The 1,046-nt window shown below is 70.3% G+C and carries 1 pseudogene; it reads right to left on the bottom strand.

The window, feature by feature from the left end:
* Window positions 1-932, bottom strand: a pseudogene (locus MKK58_RS13950) (glutamine--fructose-6-phosphate aminotransferase); the annotation flags it as partial.
* Window positions 933-1,046: the final 114 nt, after the last annotated feature.

Raw genomic sequence — 1,046 nt, 5'->3', positions numbered from 1 at the left:
GCCGGCATAGTAGGCCGTGCCGCAGGCGGTGATCGAGATCCGCGAGAGCTTGGCGAAATCGAAGGGCAGGGCCTCGGGCAGCGCCACGCGGCCTTGCGCGAGGTCGACGTAGTCGGCGAGCGTGCGGCCCACCACCTCCGGCTGCTCGTGGATCTCTATCGCCATGAAGTGGCGGTGGTTGCCCTCCTCCACCCGGAAGGCCTGGGCGACGATGCGCTTGCGCTCGCGGGTGACTGCCCGGCCGGCGCGACCGACGACCTCTTCGCCCTCACGCGTCAGGATCGCCCAGTCGCCCTCGTCCAGATAGGTGATCGCCTCCGTGAAGGGGGCCAGCGCCAGGGCGTCCGAGCCGAGATAGGTCTCGCCCTCGCCGAACCCGATGGCCAGCGGCGCCCCGTGGCGGGCCCCGATGAGGAGGTCGTCGTGGCCGGCGAAGACGAAGCCGAGCGCGAAGGCTCCGTGCAGGCGGGGGAGGCAGGCGGCGACCGCCTCGACGGGGCCGAGCCCCTGATCCATGGCGTGGCTGACGAGCTGGGCCACCACCTCGGTGTCGGTCTCGCTCTCGAAGTGCACGCCCTGCGCCTGGAGTTCGGCCTTCAGGGCGCGGAAATTCTCGATGATTCCGTTATGGACCACCGCCAGCCGGGCGGTGGCGTGCGGGTGGGCGTTGGTCTCGTTGGGGCGCCCGTGCGTCGCCCAGCGGGTGTGGCCGATGCCGATGCTGCCGCCGAGCGGCGCGTCGCGCAGGCGCATCTCGAGGTTGGAGAGCTTGCCCTCGGCGCGCCGGCGCTCCAGCCGCCCCTGCGTCAGGGTGGCGATGCCGGCCGAGTCGTAGCCGCGATATTCGAGCCGGCATCGCCACCCTGACGCAGGGCTTCCACCAGCTGCCCGGCCACGGCGTCCCGTCCGACGATGCCAACGATTCCGCACATGGGTTCGTGTCTCTCAAGAGTCCGATTGACCGGGCTAAAACGCAATCGGAGTGGCGAACGAGCGCGGTTATGATCCAGTCTGGGGGGCGTCGGGCTTTAACGCCACGCGCTAAC

The organism is Methylobacterium sp. J-078, assembly GCF_022829285.1.
Taxonomy (GTDB): Bacteria; Pseudomonadota; Alphaproteobacteria; order Rhizobiales; family Beijerinckiaceae; genus Methylobacterium.
This window is presented reverse-complemented; position numbering and strand designations above follow the sequence as displayed.